Source organism: Virgisporangium aliadipatigenens (assembly GCF_016863615.1).
In the GTDB taxonomy this organism is placed as follows: Bacteria; Actinomycetota; Actinomycetes; order Mycobacteriales; family Micromonosporaceae; genus Virgisporangium; species Virgisporangium aliadipatigenens.
On the sequence record NZ_BOPF01000021.1, the window covers coordinates 112,835 to 129,698 of the forward strand.

Below are 16,864 nucleotides of genomic sequence, written 5' to 3' on the forward strand. Positions count from 1 at the left end.
TCCAACAATCAGCGGAAACGCAGAGCCGTGGGCCCCTGGACCTTCGAGCCGCGCCGCTGCTTCGCCGGCATGGCGGCGAGCTTCTCACGCAGTTCGACCGCATAGGCCGCCAGCGCCTCGACCAGGTCGGGGACGGAGGCGTGCGGCGGCTGGACGTCCACGCGCAGGCCGAACTCGGCGGCGGTCTCGGCGGTCTTGGGACCGATCACCGCGACGACCGTGCGGGCGTGCGGCTTGCCGGCGATGCCGACGAGGTTACGCACCGTGGAGGACGACGTGAAGAGAACGGCGTCGAAGCCACCCGACTTGATGGAATCGCGGATCTCGGCCGGCGGCGGCGCGGCGCGCACCGTGCGGTACGCGGTGACGTCGTCGACCTCCCAGCCCATCTCGACCAGGCCGGCGGCCAGGGTCTCGGTGGCGATGTCCGCGCGCGGCAGGAGGATCCGCCCCACCGGGTCGAGGATCTCGTCGTGCGGGGAGAACTCGGCCAGCAGCCCGTCGCTGGACTGGTCGTTGGCGGGCACCAGCTCCGGCTGGATGCCGAACGCCCGCACCGCGTCGGCGGTCGCCTGACCCACGCACGCGATCTTCACGCCGCCGAAGTGCCGCGCGTCGAGCCCGTGCTCGGCGAACTTCTCCCACACGGCGCGCACCGCGTTGACGCTGGTGAAGATGGTCCACGCGTAGCGGCCGTCGACGAGGCCCTTGATGGCGCGTTCCATCTGGGCCGGGGTGCGCGGCGGCTCGACCGCGATGGTCGGCACCTCGCACGGGATGGCGCCGTAGGCGCGCAGGCGTTCGCTCATCGCGCCGGCCTGCTCCTTGGTGCGCGGCACCAGGACCTTCCAGCCGTACAGCGGGCGGTTCTCCCACCAGGAGAGCTTGTCCCGGCTGCTGACACCGGTACCGATCAGCACGACGATGCGGCCGGCGAACCCGAGGGCCGCGGCGACCATGCTGTCGACGGCCGAGGTGGCCGTGTACTGGGTGTCGCCGGTGCCGTCGCCGGTGACCGTGACCGGGGTGGACGGCTCGACGCCGGCCGCCATCAGCCCGTCGCGCAGCGCAGCCAGGTCGCCGGCGTCCACGGAGAGCGCCACCGAACCGCGCGCGATGGCCGGCGCGAGGGCCTCGTAGTCGAGGGTGTGCACGTCGTCGACGTCGGCCGTCACGCGCACGCCCGACAGCGGAACGCCGGCGTACGTGGAGACCCCGGCCGCCCGGCTCACGCCCGGCACCACCTCGAAGGGGACGTTGGTGCGGGCGACGGCCTGCACCTCCTTGACGACCGGCTCGACCGCGAACGGGTCCCCGCCGACCAGCCGCACCGCGGACAGTCCGGAGCGGGCCGCGGAGATCAGCACCTTGGCCACGTCGCCCGAGCCGCCCTCGGCGGGGCTGAACTGGGTGTCCTCTTCCGCTTCCGCCCGCACGAGATCGAGGAGCGCGTCAGGTACGTCCCGGTCGTAGACGATGTGGTCGGCCGACCGGAGCGCGTCGAAGGCGCGTCGGGTGAGCAGGCTCGGGTCCCCCGGCCCGGCGCCCACGAACGAGACGTGGCCCACGGTCTTACGAGTGCGGGTCATTGCGATTCTCCCATTACCTGATCGGCGCCTTCGTCGCGCAGGTCGCGGGCCAGCGCGCGGCCCACCTCCGCGGGGTCGGCGAGCGTACCGGTGCGCGACAGCCGGATCGTCTGTGATCCGTCGGGGCTGAACACCGCACCGCGCAGATAAATCTCGGGCCCGTCGTCGCCCTCGGCCACCTCGGCGAGCGCGCCCACGGGGGCGGAGCAGCCGGCTTCGAGCTCGGCGAGCAGGGTCCGCTCGGCCGTGACGGCCGCGCGGGTGAAGGGGTCGTCCAGGGCGGCGAGCAGCTCGAGCAGCTCGACGTCGTCGGCGCGACACTCCACGGCGAGGGCCCCCTGGGCGGGGGCCGGCAGCATGAGCAGCGGGTCGAGCGTTTCGGTGATCTCGTCCGCGCGGCCGAGCCGGGCGATGCCGGCCCGCGCCAGCACGACCGCGTCGAGTTCGCCGTCGGCGACCTTCCGCAGTCGCGTGTCCACATTTCCTCTGATGGGAACGGCGATGAGCCCGCGCCCGAGTGCGTTGAGCTGTGCGATCCGCCGCACCGCGCCGGTACCGATGCGGGCACCGGGGCCCAGCTCGGCGAGGCTGAGCGAGTCCCGCGACACGAGCGCGTCCCGGGGGTCGGCCCGACCGGGAACGGCCACCACGCTCAGCCCGTCGGCGGGTGCCGTCGGCAGGTCCTTGAACGAGTGCACCGCGAAGTCGATCTCCTTCGCGAGCAGCGCATCGCGCAGCGCGGAGACGAACACGCCCACGCCGAGCTGCGCCACCGGCGCCGACGAACGGTCGCCCGCGGTGGAGATCTCGACGAGTTCGACCTGGTGGCCGAGCTGTCGGACGGCGTCGGCGACGGTGCCGGACTGGGCGAGCGCGAGCGCGCTGCCCCGGGTCCCGAGTCGGATCACAGCGCCTCCCGCGCAAGTGTCGAAACGGCGCATGAGGCACCGTCTTCCCTCGTCGCTGCGCTCCTCAGTCCAGACGGCGCCGCACCGCCCCGCCACGCGCTCACAGCTCACCTCGGTGATCGAAGTCCAGGGCACCGGGCACGTCGACCGGCGTCGGTGCGGGAAGGTCGAACAATTCCCGCAGAACGCTCGCGTATGCCTCGCCGCCGGGCTCACTTGCGCGCTGGCGCACCCGCACGGTCGGCTCGTGCAGCAGCCGCTGCACCACCCGGTGCAGGGTGCGCGCGATCTCGGCCCGCTGGTCGTCGTCGAACTCGGGGCGCTTGCCGGCCAGCCGGCGCAGTTCCGTCGAGACGACGTCCTCGGCGCGGGCCCGCAGGGCGGCCACGGTCGGGGCCACGTCGGAGCCCCGGTGCCAGGCGGTAAACGCGTCCACCTCGGCGGCGACGATGTCCTCGGCCGCGGTGACGTCGTCGACGGAGACGTGGCTGCCGGCGGCGCGCAGCCGCTCGATGGTGACCAGGGTGACGGCCGGGTGGTCGGCCACGCCCGGGTGCACGTCGTGCGGCACGGCCAGGTCGAGCACGAGCAGCGGCGCCGTCCGCCCCGGAACGGCCTCCAGCACGGTGCCGGGCGACGCCGTCGCGCACACCACCACGTCGACGGTGCGCAGCAGGTCGGGGATGTCGGCCATCGGCGCGGCGATGGCGTTGTACGCGCCGGCCAGCGCAACGGCCTTGGCCGCGCTGCGGTTGGTGACCAGCAGCCCACCCGCGCCCGAACGGTGCAGCGTGGCCAGCGACAGCGCACCCATCGCGCCGGCGCCGATCACCAGCGCCTGGCGGCCGCTGACGGATTCCAGCCCCGATTCGGTCAGCCCGAGTTCGAGGGCGGCGCTGACGACGCTCTGCCCGGCCCGGTCGATCCCGGTCTCGGCGTGCACCCGCTTGCCGACCCGCAGCGCCTGCTGGGCCAGCTCGTGCAGCAGCCGTCCGGTGGCGCTGAGCTCGGCGGCCGTGCTGTACGAGTCACGGAACTGCCCGAGGATCTGGCTCTCGCCGACGACCATCGAGTCGAGGCCGGCCGCGACCCGGTAGGCGTGGCGCACGGCCTCGACGCCGTAGTGGGCGTAGAGGCGTCCGGCGAGGTCGGTGACGCTGACGCCGGCGCGTTCGGCCAGCACGGTGCCGACGTCCGAGAGCCCGCCGTGGAACGACCCCACGACGGCGTAGACCTCGACGCGGTTGCAGGTCGAGACGACCAGCGCCTCCCGCACGTACGGCTGGGCGAGCAGCTTGGCGAGCACGTCGGGCAGCTCGCCGGCCCGCAGTGCCAACTTCTCCAGGAGCGCGACGTCGGCCGTCCGGTGGGAGATGCCCACCACGAGGAGATTCACTGCCCCACCACCTTCGCCGGCAACGCGGTCAGCGTCGACTTACGGTGCTCGTGGAACGAGAGGATCTGCAACTCGATGGCGAGGTCGACCTTGCGCACGTCGACCCCGTCGGGCACCGCGAGGACGCAGGGTGCGAAGTTTAGGATGCTGGTGACCCCCGCGGCGACCAGATCGTCGGCCACCACCTGTGCGGCGTCGGCCGGGGTGGCGATCACACCGATCGAAATTCCCTCATCGGCGACCACCGCGGCGATGTCGGACATGTGACGGACGGCCATGCCGTTGACCAGTTCGCCCACGCGGTCGCGGTCGGCGTCGAAAAGCGCGGCGATGTGAAAACCGCGGGATGCGAACCCGGCGTAACGGGCCAGTGCGTGACCGAGATTACCGATGCCGACGAGCGCGACGGCGCGGGTCTCGTGGAGTCCGAGCACCTGCTCGATCTGCTCGATGAGGAGCGTCACGTCGTAACCGACGCCGCGGGTGCCGTACGAACCGAGGTGCGAGAGGTCCTTGCGCAGCTTCGCCGAGTTGACCCCGGCGGCCGTGGCGAGCCCTTCGCTGGAGACGGTGTCGTGGCCCGCGTCGGCGAGGTTGTGCAGGGCCCGCAGGTACTCAGGCAGCCGGGCGACGGTAGCCTCGGGCAGGTCCGGGAACCCCGGACCACCTCCGGACGCGACGCCGGACGATTGAGCACGCTGCTGACTCATATGACTCCGTGTGTACGGGCGGTAGTGAGCCCATATGCGATAGAGATTGACAACTATCGCTCGGCCGGTGCGGTCCGACAGGCCCTCAGGCTCGACGCACTGCAAGCCTAGGCATTTGTGAAGACTTGCACAAATCGCGATCTTGAAAGAGAAGCCGTCGCGACGAGTAGACGCCCACCCGCAACCCGGCGTGGTCGAGAGATGCCCCCGCGGCACTGAGTGCCCTTCATTCTCGACCCCGTCGGTGCGGATGGGCGCCGTTCATCATTATGGGCATACGAGGGTATTTTAGGCATGAAAACTCCCGAAACGGACGGCCCGGTAGTGCTGGCACTACCACCAAGACGCACGACATCCGGATAGGCCCTCGGCCCCGCGCTGCCTACGGTCAATGGCATGACCACGCTCGCACCGCCCGCCGCCGCAGCCGACTGGCGTCGCCGGGTACTCCCGGACTCCGTATACGCCCTCGCCGGCCTGCCGTACGGGCTGGTCAGCTTCGCCGTTCTGATCGCCGGCACCGCCATCGGGATCGCCTCGCTGGTGACCGTTGTCGGCGTGCCGATCCTGGCCGGCACACTGCTGCTGGCGCGCGCCTTCGCCGAGGGCGAACGCCGTGCGCTCGCCGCCGTCAGCGGCCTGCCGTACGAGCCGGTCGAGTACAAGCGGGTGCCACCGGGCGCCGGAGTGTGGCGGCGCATCATCACCCCGCTCACCGACGGCCAGTGCTGGCTCGACCTGGCGCACGGGCTGATCGCGTTCCCGGCCGGGCTGAGCGCGTTCTTCCTGGCGGTGCTGTGGTGGGTGTTGACGCTCGGCGGCTGCACCTATGCCCTGTGGTCGTGGAGCGTTCCCGACAGCGACGAGGACATCCGCCTCCCCGAACTGCTCGGCCTGCCCGACACGTGGTTCTCCGACGTGACCGTGCACACCGGGCTCGGGCTGGTCGCCGCCGCGTCGCTGCCCCTCGTGCTGCGCGCCGCCGTGATCCTGCGCGCCGCCTCGGCGTCGTGGCTGCTGTTCGCCGTCGGCGGGTTGCGCGGACGGATCAACGACCTGGAGGAGGAGAAGGCCACCGCGCAGGCACAGACCGTCGCGGCCGTGACCGCGGAGGCCAACGCGCTGCGCCGGCTCGAACGCGACATCCACGACGGCCCGCAGCAGCGCCTCGTGCGCCTCGCCATGGATCTCGGCCGGGTCCAGCACCAGCTGGAGAACGACCCCGAGGCGGCGCGGGCCACGGTGGCCGAGGCCCTCGCCCAGACCCGCGAGACCCTCGACGAACTGCGTGCGCTCTCCCGCGGTATCGCCCCGCCGATCCTCGCCGACCGGGGCCTGACCGCCGCCATCGCCGCGCTCGCCGGTCGCAGCCTGGTGCCGGTGGACGTCGACGCGCCGGACCTCGGCCGCCTCGACCCCGCCCTGGAGAACGCCGCCTACTTCGTGATCGCCGAGTCGCTGACGAACGTCGCCAAGCACAGCCTCGCCACCGAGTGCGGCGTGTCGCTGCGCAGTGAGTTCGCCTCGATGATCATCGAGATCACGGACAACGGCGTCGGCGGCGCGCACACCGCCAAGGGGCACGGCCTGTCGGGCCTGAGCGACCGCGTACACGCGATTGGTGGCATCCTGACCGTCGACAGTCCCGTCGGCGGGCCGACCACGGTTACCGCGGAGCTACCTCTCGGGGGTTTCCTTGCGAATCGTGATCGCGGATGACGCCGTACTTCTCCGGGAGGGTCTGATCCGGCTGGTCGCAGAGAACGGGCATGAGGTCGTCGCCGCTGTGGGCGACGGCCCTTCGCTCGTTTCCGCCGTGGTGGAGCACGAGCCGGACGTGTCCATTGTGGACGTTCGGATGCCGCCGAGCCATACGGACGAAGGGCTGCGGGCCGCCGTCGAGGCGCGTACGCGGGTGCCCGGGTCGCCGATTCTCGTGCTGTCGCAATACGTCGAGGTCTCCTACGCCGACGACCTGCTCGCCGACGGGCGGGGCGCGATCGGCTACCTGTTGAAGGACCGGGTCTCCGAGGTGTCGGCGTTCCTCGACGGGCTCCAGCGGGTGGCCGTCGGCGGCACCGTGCTCGACCCCGAGGTGGTGGCGCAGCTGTTCGCCCGGCGGCGCCGGCACGACCCGCTCGCCACGCTCACGCCGCGCGAACGCGAGGTGCTCGCGCTGATGGCGGAGGGGCGTTCCAACACGAACATCGCGCGGCACCTCGTGGTGACCGAGGGCGCGGTGGAGAAGCACGTGCGCAACATCTTCACGAAGCTCGACCTGCCGCCCGACGACGAGCAGCACCGGCGGGTGCTGGCGGTGCTGGCCTATCTGCGGCCCTCCGGCTAGCCCTACCACGCACCCGCACGCTCGCCGGATCGATCGAGGACGCTGCGAAAAATAGCGTTCTCCCCATGGGAATCAAGGGGATCGCGGCCCGGACGGCCGCCTGGAGCGCCCGGCACCGGGTGCTCGCCGTACTGGGGTGGCTCGTGTTCGTGGTGGCCACCGTTGTCCTCAGTGGACAGTTGGGCGTGATCGAGGACGAGACCGGCGGCGGTCACGGTGAATCCGCCCGCGCCGAGAAGCTCATCGACGACGCCGGCTTCCCGGAGCGCAGCGGCGAGATGGTGCTCGTGCGGGCCGCCGGCCGTTCCGTCGACGATCCCGAGATCACCGCGGCGCTGGGTGAGCTGGCCGCGGCCCTGGACAAGACGGGCGTCGTCCTCGAACGCTCGGAACCGATCCCCTCGCCCGACGGCACCGCCGCGCTGGTCACCTTCGCGATGGCCGATGAGGACGACCTCGACAAGACGCTCGACGCGGTCGCCGGCGTGCAGAAGGCGCACCCCACCCTCAGCGTCCGGCAGACCGGCGACGCCAGCGGCGACCGGTTCGTCGGCGAGGAACTCGACAAGAGCCTCAACACGCTCGCCCTGCTCTCCCTCCCGCTGACCCTGGGCATCCTGCTGATCGCCTTCGGCGCGCTCGTCGCCGCGCTGCTGCCGGTGGTGCTCGCGGTGACCGCCGTGATCGCCGCCGCCGGGCTGCTGGCGGTCGTCAGCCGGGCGGCGCCCACCGTCGACGCGACCATGCACGTCATGCTGCTGATCGGCCTCGCCGTCGGCGTCGACTACTGCCTCTTCTACATCCGCCGCGAACGCGAGGAGCGGGCCCGCGGGGTCGACCCCGAGCGTGCGCTCATGATCGCCGCGCAGACCTCCGGGCGTTCGGTGTGGATCTCCGGGCTGACCGTCATCGTGGCCATGGCCGGCATGCTGCTCACCGGTGACGTGACGTTCATGAGCTTCGGCGCCGCCACCATCCTCGTGGTCGCCACGGCCGTCATCGGCTCGCTGACCGTGCTGCCGGCGATGCTCTCCCTGCTCGGCGACAAGATCGACCTGGGACGGATCCGCCGCCGCCGCAAGCACACGGGCGACGGCCGCGCCTGGCGGGCCGTGCTGGGCGTCGTCACCCGGCACCCGCTCGTCTCCGGTGTCCTGGCGGCCGCGCTTCTCGGGGCGCTCGCGTTCCCGGCGCTGCGCCTCAACCCCCAGTCCGAGAGCCTGAACGACTTCACCGCCGGCGTGATCCCCACCGTCGACACCATGCAGGACATCCAGCGCACCTACCCGGGCGCCGGCGAACCCGCCGAGGTCGTCATCAAGGCCGACGACGTGACGGCCGAACCGATGACCGAGGCGCTGGAGAAGTTCCGGGAGACCGCACTGGCCACCGGGCAGCTGCACGAGCCGATCTCGGTGCAGGTCAACCCCGATCACACCCTCGCGATCGTCACCGTCGGCCTCTCCGGCTCCGGCACCGACGAGACCTCCGAGAAGGCGCTCCTGCTCCTGCGTGACGACGTGCTGCCGAAGATCTTCGACCCGGTCGCCGGCGTCAAGGACGTGGCCGTCGCCGGCAACACCGCCGGGTCGTACGACTTCAACCAGGCCCTGGAGAAGAGCCTGCCGCTGGTCTTCGCGTTCGTGCTCGGGCTGACGTTCCTGCTGGTGCTGCTCTCGTTCCGGTCGATCGTGGTGGCGTTCACGACGATCGTGCTGAACCTGCTGTCGGTCGCCGCCGCCTACGGGGTGCTGGTGCTGGTCTTCCAGGACGGGCACGGCGAGGACCTGCTGAAGTTCACGTCGTCGGGCGGCATCACCGACTGGCTGCCGCTGCTGCTGTTCGTCATCCTCTTCGGGCTGTCGATGGACTACCACGTGTTCGTGCTCTCGCGGATCCGGGAGGGCTACGACCGGGGGCTGCGCACCCGTTCGGCCGTCGCCGAGGGGATCGCCGGGACCGCCGGCACCATCACCAGCGCGGCCGTCGTGATGGTGATCGTGTTCGGGTTGTTCGCGACGATGCCGCTGGCGTCGATGAAGCAGGTCGGTGTGGGGCTGTCGGTGGCCGTTCTGCTGGACGCGACGATCGTGCGGGCGGTGCTGCTGCCGGCGGTCATGTCCCTGCTCGGCGAGGCGAACTGGTACCTGCCCCGCTGGCTGCGGTGGCTGCCGAAGATCGAGCACGGGGCGTCGGGCACCGCGCCGGTTCAGGTCCCGCCGGTCGAGCGGCCCGTCCCGGTGGGCGCCACCGCGAGCTGAACGGCTTCGAGCAGGCTGGAGGCGACGGGGAGACCGGTCGCCTCCAGCAGCGGTGGGTCGGTGAACCCGCCCGCGTAGAGCACGACCGCCGCCCCCACCTGGTGGGCGGCGTTCGCGTCGTCCACGGAGTCGCCGATCAGCACCGCGTCCGGCCCGTCGACGCCCAGCTCCGCCAGGTGCGTGGCGAGATGCTCGGCCTTGTGGCCGCCACCGACCGCGGCACGCAGGCCGTCCACCCGGGCCAGCCGGTGCACCAGCCCGCGCCGGGTCACCTCCGGCACCAGTTCGTCGTGGAACCACATGGACAGCAGCGACTGGGTGCCCTCCCAGGCGTGGATCGCGTCCAGCGCGTCGTCGGCGAGCGCGCAGTCGACCAGCTTCTCCCGGTAGGCCCGGTGGAACACGTCGTCGAGCCGCACGAACTCGTCCTCGGCGACCGGCCGGCCGAGCACGTAGGCGTAGTAGTCGACGATCGGGCGGCGGTAGTCACGCCGGTGCTCCTCAGCGGTCACGACCGGGCCGCCGACCGACGCGAACGCCGCGTTGGTGGCGGCGACGACGAGATCGAGGTCGTTGAGGAGCGTGCCGTTCCAGTCCCAGACGAGGTGCTTTGCCACGGCGAAAATCTAGCGCGGCGCGCCACCCAATTCCTTGATCAGGCGGGCCTCGTCCACCCGCCAGTACCCGTGCTCCTTGCCGTCGACCGTGATCACCGGGACGAGGTCCCCGTACTCGGCCGTCAGCTCCGGATCCGTGTCGACGTCCACTTCCGTGTACGCGACGCCCAGCCGCTCCAGCGACGCCTTCGCGTCGTCACAGAGGTGGCAGCCGGTGCGCCCGTAGACGACGACCCGTTCAGTCACGCAACGCCGCCTTCCTGACCTTGCCGGTGGCCGAGTGCGGCAGTTCGTCGACGAACTCCACCGCCGTCGGGCACTTGAAGCGCGCCAGGTTGCGCTCGGCGTAGGCGGTCAACTCGTCCGCGTCCACCGAGGTGCCCGGTTCGCGCACCACGAACGCCTTCACCGCCTGGCCGGTGTACGGGTGCGCCACGCCGAGCACCGCCGCCTCCCGGACGGCCGGGTGCCCGTCGAGCACCTGCTCCACCTCGTGCGGGTACACGTTGAAGCCGCTCACCAGGATCAGCTCGCCGAGCCGGTCGACCAGGAACAGGTCGCCGTCGGCGTCGGCGTACGCCACGTCACCGGTGGCCCACCAGCCGTCCTCCCCCGGGCCTTCCCGCCCGTCCGGCCAGTAGCCGGTGAAGAGGTTGGCGCCGCGCACGACGATCTCGCCGGGGTCGGTGCCGGGCGTGTTGGGCGCGTACTCGTCCTCGTCCGGCTCCTCCAGCGGGCCGTCGATCGTGATCGGTTCGCCATCGGACTGGATCAGGCGCAGCCCAACGCCGGGGATGGGCCGGCCGATCGAGCCGACCTTGGCCGTCTCGCTCGCGAGCGTGCTGGTCAGCACCGGCGCCGTCTCGGTCAGCCCGTATCCGACGTGGACCTGACGCCCGGCGCCCTCCGCGAAGCGGCGCGCGGTCGACGCGTCCAGGGGCGCCGCGCCGCAGACCGCGGTGCGGACCGCCGCGAAGGCGGGCGCGAGCCGTTCCCCCATGAGGGACCAGGCGACGTACATGGTCGGCACGCCCGCGACCACGGTGACCCGGTGCCGCTCGATCAGATCGAGGGACTCGCCCGGGTCGAAGCGCTCGACCAGCACCCCGGTCGCGGCGTGGTACGCCACGGCGATCAGTCCGGAGTTGAGGCCGTAGGCGTGGAAGAGCGGCACGGCGAGCAGGACCGTGTCGTCGCCGGTCACCGGCGGCGGGTCGATGCCGGCGAGCTGCGCGTGGTTGGCCAGCAGAGCGCGGTGGGTGAGCATCGCGCCCTTCGGGGCACCTGCCGATCCGGATGTATATAGAAGGACCGCGAGGTCTGCCGGACTCACCGACACGTCGGCGGTCCATTCACCGCGCGGCATGTCTTTCAGGGGGAACGTCCGAAGCTCGGCACCCGTTTCGGTGGCGGACGTGACCGTATGTCCGGTTCCGATCAGCGCGGCGGCACCGGAGTCTCGCAGTATGTGTCCGACCTCTCGCGTCGTGTATCCGGGATTGACCGGAACGGCGACCAGCCCCGCCCGCAGGACGGCGAAGAGGGCGACGGCGAACTCGGCGACGTTGGGCAGGGCAACGGCCACCCGCGCGGGATGCGCGTCGGCGGGCAGCTCGAGCGCGCGCAGGCCCGCCGCGACGGCGTCCACCTCACGGTCGAGTTCCGCCCAGGTCAGTTGCCGTTCGTGCCAGCGCAGTGCGGGGTGCTCCGGACGGGCGGCCGCCGCGCGCCGCACGAGGTCGGCGACGGTGCCGCCGGTGCTGTCGTGTGGTTCGTTCACCTGCTGCACGGTGACCGAGTCTGGCACAGAGTGCACCGTTCGGGGACCCATGCCGTTATGCCCGATTTGTAACTTCTGTGCCATTATGTGCACGCCCGGGGCGGGAGGACACGCCGGAGGGTCGGGCGGTTCACTCACACGAGGTACATCCGTGCCATTCTGCCGCAACCTGCACATTGGGAACGCTTCCACCGGCGTGTCCCGCGGGAATAGCGGCGTGTCGCGGCGTCATGACGCACTCACAGTGCGACACCTGCGTCCCCCGAACCGGAAATACTGTGCGTCCCTGCATCGGACTTCGCACACGGGGGTGATGTCGGTCCTACTATCAGCGGGGTCGGCTCGCCCCTTTTGCTGTGACTCGTACCCCCTCTACCTGAGGAGGCCCACAGTGCCCCGTTATGAATTAAAAACCTCCTCTTTAGCGGTATTGAGGGACCAGAACCCTTCCGCGAACGGCCCCCGCGATCGGAAGGTTTATCCGTGACGGCGTTCCCCATCCAGGCAGTCAGCCCCGAGGTGCTGGCCGCCCGCATGGCCCTGACGGCAGGACTCGACCTCCTGCGCCGCAGCATCAGCTTCAGCGACCCCCTCCGTAACTGGATGGAGATGTCGATCCAGGTGCGCGGCGACGGGCAGGTGCCCCGCACCCGCAACAAGCCCGCCGTCGACCCCGCGCCGACGTACGGCCCCGGCACCAACTCGAAGATCATCGAGGAGCAGCTCGGCAAGCCCGCCCCGGTGGCCGAACCCGACGCGGAGCCCGAGACCGCCACCGCCGACACGGTCGTCGAGGAGAAGCCCGCCACGACCGGCGGCCCCGCGCCGGCGCCCCGCCAGCGCCCCGATCCCAGCGACGCCGCCGCCGAGGTGTGGGGGCTGGTCGAACGGGCCCAGGCCGGCGACGCCGAGGCCTTCGGCAAGATCTACGACCGGTACCTGGACACGGTGTTCCGGTTCATCTACTTCCGGGTCGGCAACCGGCAGCTCGCCGAGGACCTCACCGCCGACACGTTCCTGCGGGCGCTCAAGCGCATCGGCAGCTTCACCTGGCAGGGGCGCGACCCCGGCGCCTGGCTCGTCACGATCGCGCGCAACCTCGTCGCCGACCACTTCAAGTCCGGCCGTTACCGGCTGGAGGTCACCACCGGCGACGTTCTGGACGCCGACCGGGAGGACCGCGGCCCCGAGGGCAGCCCCGAAGCGGCGGTCGTCGACCACATCACCAACGTCGCCCTGCTCACCGCCGTCAAGCAGCTGAACCCGGAGCAGCAGGAGTGCATCGTGCTGCGCTTCCTGCACGGGTTCTCGGTCGCGGAGACCGCGCAGGCCATGGGCAAGAACGAGGGCGCCATCAAGGCCCTGCAGTATCGTGCGGTGCGCGCCCTCGCCCGGCTGCTGCCGGAGGGCTTCAAGTCATGACCCGTCGGCGCCGGGCCGTTGTCACGCATCGGCACCGACGGGTGACTTGTAGCAATCACCGTTCCATGTGTCCGATTGGCACCGTAACCACCGGCTCCCGTGCTCCGTTGGACGGGATACGACCGGCGGCCTGGCGCCCTCCGGTCCCGGCAGCACGGCGACGGGTTGTCTTGACGCGCCGTACCGTCCAAACGAGCGAAGGGGGGTGCTCCCGGTGATCACGCCCGTCTTTTCCCGTCGGCGCGCCGAGCGCTTTGCCCAGTTGCTCGACGAAGCGGCCGGCGCCCGCCGGCACCACGTCCGGTCGGACGCCGACGGCGATCTGACCGACCTGGTTGCTGTGAGCCAGCGGGTTACGACGTTGCCGCTGGTCGTCGAGGTCGATCCCGAATTCCGAAGCGGCCTGCGCGCCAGCCTCATGGCCCGGATCGAACGTGAGGGCATCGGCTCCACGATGGTCGAGCCGGAGCCGGAGGCGAAGCCGCGGCGCAGCCTGGCGGCGTTCCTGCCGAGCAGTCGCACCCGCGGCGCCATCATCGGCACCGCCATCGCCGGCACCCTCGCGGTGTCCGGGGTGTCGTTCGCCAGCGGTGACGCCGTTCCGGGTGACGTGCTGTACGGGGTCAAGCGCTCCAACGAACGCGCGCAGCTGGCCTTCGCCGGTTCCGACGTGTCCAAGGGGCAGCTGCACCTGGAGTTCGCCAAGGTGCGCATGGCCGAGGCGGGGACGCTGACCAGCGAGTCGAAGCTGCGGCCGGTCCTCGGCGACCTCGACGGCGAGATGAAGCAGGGCAGCCGACTGCTCACCACCACCGCCGTGGAACGCGGCGAGGAGGCCGGGCTGACCGCCGTCGAGCAGTTCGTCGTCACGCAGCGGCCGGTGCTGGCGCACCTCGTCGACCGCCTGAACGGCCCCGCCAAGACGCGCGCCATGGAGTCCCTCGCGCTGATGGACGAGATCGGCAAGCGCGCCGAAGGGCTCAAGGGCATGTCCGACTGCTCGGACGCCGAATTCCAGGTCGACGAGCTCGGTGCCGTGCCCACGCTGTGCGGCCGTCCCGATGCCCGTTCGACCGGAGAACAGCACACCGGCCCCGCGCCGGAAGCGACCCACGCACCGGACGCGACGGCCACGCCGCCGGCGCCCACGGGCGAGGCACCGGCCGCCACGGAGGTCCGGTCGCCGTCGCCGACGCCGAGCACGACGGGCGCCACCACCAAGAAGAAGCAGAACAAGAAGCCCGAGGAGGGCGGCCTCGGCGAGAGCGTCGAGGACCTCTTCGAGAGCATCTTCGGCTGAGCCGTCACACCTCCCCATCGGGGCGCCGGACCTGGTCCGGCGCCCCGAGTCGTCGTGGCGGCGTCTACGCTCTCGGGGGAAGGGAGAGGTGATGGCCGAGCAGTCGCGCGCGCAGACCGAGCGTCGCCGCAAGCGCCCCGCCCGGGTGATCGCCTCGGCCGCGGGCTGGGCCGCCGCCGAGGTCGAAGCGGCGCTCACCGTCCCCACCGACCCCACATCGGCCGCGTTCTTCGACGTCGACAACACGATGATGCAGGGCGCGTCCATCTACTACTTCGCCCGCGGGCTGGCCCGACGCGACTACTTCACCTCCCGGGACCTGGCCGGCTTCGCGTGGAAGCAGCTGCGGTTCCGGCTCCTCGCCTCCGAGCACGGCGGCGACATGGCCACCGCCCGCACGGCCGCGCTGGCGTTCGTCGCCGGCTGGCCGGTCGGCGAGCTGGAGCAGCTCGCCGAGGAGATCTTCGACGAGCTGATGGCCGAACGGATCTGGTCCGGCACGCACGCGCTCGCCCGCCTGCACCTCGACGCCGGCCAGCGGGTCTGGCTCGTGACCGCCGCCCCGATCGAGCTCGGGCGGGTCATCGCGCAGCGGCTCGGCCTCACCGGCGCGCTCGGCACCGTCGCCGAGGTCGAGGACGGCAAGTACACCGGGCGGCTCGCCGGCGACATGCTGCACGGCCCCGCGAAAGCGACCGCGATCTCCAGCCTGGCGGCGGCCGAGGGCCTCGACCTCGAACGGTGCTCCGCCTACAGCGACTCGTTCAACGACACACCGATGCTCTCCCTCGTCGGGCACGCCGTCGCGGTCAACCCCGACCCGGCGCTGCGCCGCGAGGCCCGCAAGCGCGGGTGGGAGATCCGCGACTTCCGCACCGGCCGCAAGGCGGCGAAGATCGCCCTGCCCGCCGCGCTCGGCACCGGAGCGGCCGTCGGGGCCGCGTTCGTCGGGCTGGCCCTGCGCCGGCGCCGCCTCACCGCCAGGACCGCCACCAGGTGAAACCTCGTATCGCCGGCGTCGCCGGACTCGTCGTCGCCCTGCTCGCCGGTGGCTGGCTCGTCGCCCGGCCGCAGCCCGACGCCGCCGCCGACAAAGGAAAGGCCGTCGCCGAGGAGTCCGTCCGGGACCGCTGGCCGGACGCGCGGATCGTCGACACCCCCGGCCGCCTGCCCGACGGCCGCGCCTACACGCCCTGGTACCACCTCGACGCCGAGACCTCGGTCGGCACCGCCCTCACCGACGACGGCGCACAGCTGCGCCTCCTCGTGCGGCCGCCGACCGGCGACCCGCGCGAGCTGATGCGGGTGCCCGTCTCGACCAACCCGCAGTTCAACGGGTTCACCGCCGACGGCGACAACCTGTATTGGATGGTCTCCACCGGCGACGTCGCCACCGCGCCCACCCTGCACACCGCGAACTGGCGCACCGGCGCCCCGGCCACGCTGCTCACCGCCGACACCGGCGACGTGATCTTCTACAACTCGCAGTACGACCTGCTGGTCGCCGAGGGGCGGGTGCGCTGGGCCGCGTCGCGCCCCGAGGCCAGGGCGACGGAGCTGCGTTCGATCCCGGTCGCGGGTGGGGCCGTGCAGATCGAGCCGCTCGACGGCACCTACGCGCCGTCCGCGTGGCCCTGGGTCACCAGCGCCGGCAGCGGCCAGTCCGGCAACGTCGAGCTGCGCAACGTCCGCGACGGCCGACGGGTCGCCGTTCCCGGCAGTCCCAGCGAACTCGTCACCTGCGCACCGGCGTGGTGCCGGGTGCTGGTGCTCGGTTCGGCCGGACAGCCCGCGCGCACCGACCTCATGCGGCCGGACGGCACCGGCCGCCTGCGGATGGCCGGCGGTGGGACGGCCGCGGCGGTGCTCGACGTGGCGCTGCTGGACCGCTGGGAGATCCTCTCCATGACGGCGCCGCTGACCGGAAACGCCCCCGCAGCCGCCGGCAACCTCAAGGTGCTGCTCTTCGACGCCGGCGCCGACCGCTCCGTCGTCCTCGCGAGCGGCGCCGCCACGGTGCAGGCCCGCGGGCCGGTGGTGTGGTGGTCGACCGGCGACAACGAGGCGACCACGCTGCACGCCCTGGACCTGCGCACGCTCACCTGACGGGCGGTGAACATGACGGGCCGGTGGACCTGCCCCGCCTGCGAACGGGAGTTCGGCCGGGCCCGTCAGGCCCACGTCTGCGTGCCCGGGTGCACGGTCGACGACTCGTTCGCGGGGCGGCCGGCGGAGTATCGGAGAATCTACGACGCGATCATCGGCTTCGTCCGCACGCTCGGCCCGGTGCACGAGGACGCGGTCTCCGTCGGCGTGTTCCTCAAGGCGTCGCGCTCCTTCGCCGAGGTGCGGCCGGTGGCGCGTTCGGTGAATCTGTGGATCGTGCTGGGGCGGCCGCTGTCCGGGGCCCGGATCGGCCGGGCGGAACGTGCCTCGGCGGGCCGCCATGCGCACCTGGTGAAGCTGACGAGCGTGGACCAGGTCGACGACGAACTGCGCGGCTGGCTCGAAGAGGCGTACCTCGACGGCTGAGT

General features: G+C 71.7%; 15 protein-coding genes. 8 read left to right on the forward strand and 7 right to left on the reverse strand.

The annotated features are described in order from the left end of the window. Positions 1–8: 8 nt before the first annotated feature. From Val02_RS27110 to Val02_RS27125, 4 genes are all read right to left on the reverse strand, one after another. Positions 9–1,589 (reverse strand): bifunctional uroporphyrinogen-III C-methyltransferase/uroporphyrinogen-III synthase, encoded by a 1,581-nt coding sequence (locus tag Val02_RS27110; RefSeq protein ID WP_203902043.1) that lies wholly within the window; start codon positions 1,587–1,589, stop codon positions 9–11. Next, complete coding sequence (hemC, locus tag Val02_RS27115) at positions 1,586–2,530, reverse strand: hydroxymethylbilane synthase (protein WP_203902044.1); 945 nt, start codon at positions 2,528–2,530, stop codon at positions 1,586–1,588. Before hemC ends, Val02_RS27110 begins: the two co-directional genes overlap by 4 nt. Before the next feature lie 67 nt (positions 2,531–2,597). Beyond that, the gene (locus tag Val02_RS27120) at positions 2,598–3,893 is read right to left on the reverse strand and encodes a glutamyl-tRNA reductase (RefSeq protein ID WP_203902045.1); all 1,296 of its coding nucleotides are present in this window, start codon (positions 3,891–3,893) and stop codon (positions 2,598–2,600) included. Then, on the reverse strand, positions 3,890–4,603 hold the full coding sequence (locus Val02_RS27125) for a redox-sensing transcriptional repressor Rex (RefSeq protein ID WP_203902046.1): 714 nt from the start codon (positions 4,601–4,603) through the stop codon (positions 3,890–3,892). The genes Val02_RS27120 and Val02_RS27125 overlap by 4 nt, the downstream gene beginning before the upstream one ends. Positions 4,604–4,999: 396 nt before the next feature. On the opposite strand from Val02_RS27125, the gene Val02_RS27130 reads away from it, so the two are divergent. The 3 genes from Val02_RS27130 (at position 5,000) to Val02_RS27140 (ending at position 9,211) form a co-directional block, all read left to right on the forward strand. After that, entirely contained in the window at positions 5,000–6,322 is a 1,323-nt protein-coding gene (locus tag Val02_RS27130; RefSeq protein ID WP_203902047.1) for a sensor histidine kinase, read from the forward strand. Beyond that, positions 6,300–6,950 carry a LuxR C-terminal-related transcriptional regulator gene (locus tag Val02_RS27135; protein WP_203902048.1) on the forward strand — a complete coding sequence of 217 codons (651 nt, stop codon included), beginning with the start codon at positions 6,300–6,302 and terminating at the stop codon, positions 6,948–6,950. Before Val02_RS27130 ends, Val02_RS27135 begins: the two co-directional genes overlap by 23 nt. 65 nt (positions 6,951–7,015) lie before the next feature. After that, the gene (locus Val02_RS27140) at positions 7,016–9,211 is read left to right on the forward strand and encodes an MMPL family transporter (RefSeq protein ID WP_203902049.1); all 2,196 of its coding nucleotides are present in this window, start codon (positions 7,016–7,018) and stop codon (positions 9,209–9,211) included. Here Val02_RS27140 and Val02_RS27145 read toward each other — a convergent pair. From Val02_RS27145 to Val02_RS27155, 3 genes are read right to left on the reverse strand one after another with little or no spacing between them, the layout of a single operon-like run. After that, positions 9,160–9,837, reverse strand: coding sequence for an HAD family hydrolase (locus tag Val02_RS27145; protein WP_203902133.1), 678 nt, complete (start codon positions 9,835–9,837; stop codon positions 9,160–9,162). The two genes, Val02_RS27140 and Val02_RS27145, sit on opposite strands and share 52 nt — an antisense overlap. After that, complete coding sequence (locus Val02_RS27150; RefSeq protein WP_203902050.1) at positions 9,838–10,074, reverse strand: glutaredoxin family protein; 237 nt, start codon at positions 10,072–10,074, stop codon at positions 9,838–9,840. It lies immediately after the preceding gene. Continuing rightward, positions 10,067–11,608 (reverse strand): AMP-binding protein, encoded by a 1,542-nt coding sequence (locus tag Val02_RS27155; RefSeq protein WP_239153359.1) that lies wholly within the window; start codon positions 11,606–11,608, stop codon positions 10,067–10,069. Before Val02_RS27155 ends, Val02_RS27150 begins: the two co-directional genes overlap by 8 nt. A gap of 603 nt (positions 11,609–12,211) precedes the next feature. On the opposite strand from Val02_RS27155, the gene Val02_RS27160 reads away from it, so the two are divergent. The 5 genes from Val02_RS27160 to Val02_RS27180 all read left to right on the forward strand — a co-directional run bounded on the left by Val02_RS27160 (position 12,212) and on the right by Val02_RS27180 (position 16,862). Next, complete coding sequence (locus Val02_RS27160) at positions 12,212–13,030, forward strand: sigma-70 family RNA polymerase sigma factor (RefSeq protein ID WP_373317957.1); 819 nt, start codon at positions 12,212–12,214, stop codon at positions 13,028–13,030. Between the two features lie 214 nt (positions 13,031–13,244). Next, positions 13,245–14,330, forward strand: coding sequence for a DUF5667 domain-containing protein (locus tag Val02_RS27165; protein ID WP_203902052.1), 1,086 nt, complete (start codon positions 13,245–13,247; stop codon positions 14,328–14,330). A 91-nt stretch (positions 14,331–14,421) separates the two neighbouring features. Beyond that, positions 14,422–15,330 (forward strand): HAD family hydrolase, encoded by a 909-nt coding sequence (locus Val02_RS27170; protein ID WP_203902053.1) that lies wholly within the window; start codon positions 14,422–14,424, stop codon positions 15,328–15,330. Continuing rightward, positions 15,327–16,436, forward strand: a complete 1,110-nt coding sequence (locus tag Val02_RS27175) for a hypothetical protein (protein WP_203902054.1) — start codon at positions 15,327–15,329, stop codon at positions 16,434–16,436. Before Val02_RS27170 ends, Val02_RS27175 begins: the two co-directional genes overlap by 4 nt. Before the next feature lie 12 nt (positions 16,437–16,448). Then, a complete protein-coding gene (locus tag Val02_RS27180; RefSeq protein WP_203902055.1) occupies positions 16,449–16,862 on the forward strand; it encodes a DUF5655 domain-containing protein in 414 nt (137 codons plus the stop codon). Positions 16,863–16,864: the final 2 nt, after the last annotated feature.

Excerpts from the sequence above, each read along its gene's own strand:
- Val02_RS27110 (WP_203902043.1), bottom strand. The coding sequence starts at position 1,589 with ATGACCCGCACTCGTAAGACCGTGGGCCACGTCTCGTTCGTGGGCGCC.
- hemC (WP_203902044.1), bottom strand. The coding sequence starts at position 2,530 with ATGCGCCGTTTCGACACTTGCGCGGGAGGCGCTGTGATCCGACTCGGG.
- Val02_RS27125 (WP_203902046.1), bottom strand. The coding sequence starts at position 4,603 with ATGAGTCAGCAGCGTGCTCAATCGTCCGGCGTCGCGTCCGGAGGTGGT.
- Val02_RS27130 (WP_203902047.1), top strand. The coding sequence starts at position 5,000 with ATGACCACGCTCGCACCGCCCGCCGCCGCAGCCGACTGGCGTCGCCGG.
- Val02_RS27140 (WP_203902049.1), top strand. The coding sequence starts at position 7,016 with ATGGGAATCAAGGGGATCGCGGCCCGGACGGCCGCCTGGAGCGCCCGG.
- Val02_RS27160 (WP_373317957.1), top strand. The coding sequence starts at position 12,212 with ATGGAGATGTCGATCCAGGTGCGCGGCGACGGGCAGGTGCCCCGCACC.
- Val02_RS27170 (WP_203902053.1), top strand. The coding sequence starts at position 14,422 with ATGGCCGAGCAGTCGCGCGCGCAGACCGAGCGTCGCCGCAAGCGCCCC.
- Val02_RS27180 (WP_203902055.1), top strand. The coding sequence starts at position 16,449 with ATGACGGGCCGGTGGACCTGCCCCGCCTGCGAACGGGAGTTCGGCCGG.